This is a genomic window from Halorubrum sp. SP3 (genome assembly GCF_005435195.1).
GTDB classification, from domain to species: domain Archaea; phylum Halobacteriota; class Halobacteria; order Halobacteriales; family Haloferacaceae; genus Halorubrum; species Halorubrum sodomense.
Map to the genome: position 1 here is coordinate 1 of NZ_SGTU01000613.1, position 275 is coordinate 275.

The window sequence follows — 275 nt, forward strand, 5'->3', positions numbered from 1 at the left end:
GACGGACTCGGTCACGTTCGACTTCGAGTTCTACGCCGTCCAGTCGCGGCACAACGACGGGACCCACAACCCCTGCGTCGACGAGACCGTCGTCACCGCGTACGACAACAGCTGGAAGGGTCAGACCCTGGCGAACCCCACCGACGGGAACGTCTACACCAGCGTCTCGTTCGGTCAGAGCCAGACCGTCCTGAGCTTCACGTTCGACGACGACGCCGACGGCGTCGACTTCCTCGACACCGCGGACTACTCCAGCACGAATCTGCCCGTGGCGG

1 pseudogene is annotated in these 275 nt (G+C 64.7%); it reads left to right on the top strand.

Annotation, left to right across the window (positions count from 1 at the left end):
• A pseudogene (locus tag EXE42_RS17760) lies at positions 1 to 275 on the top strand (hypothetical protein); the annotation flags it as partial.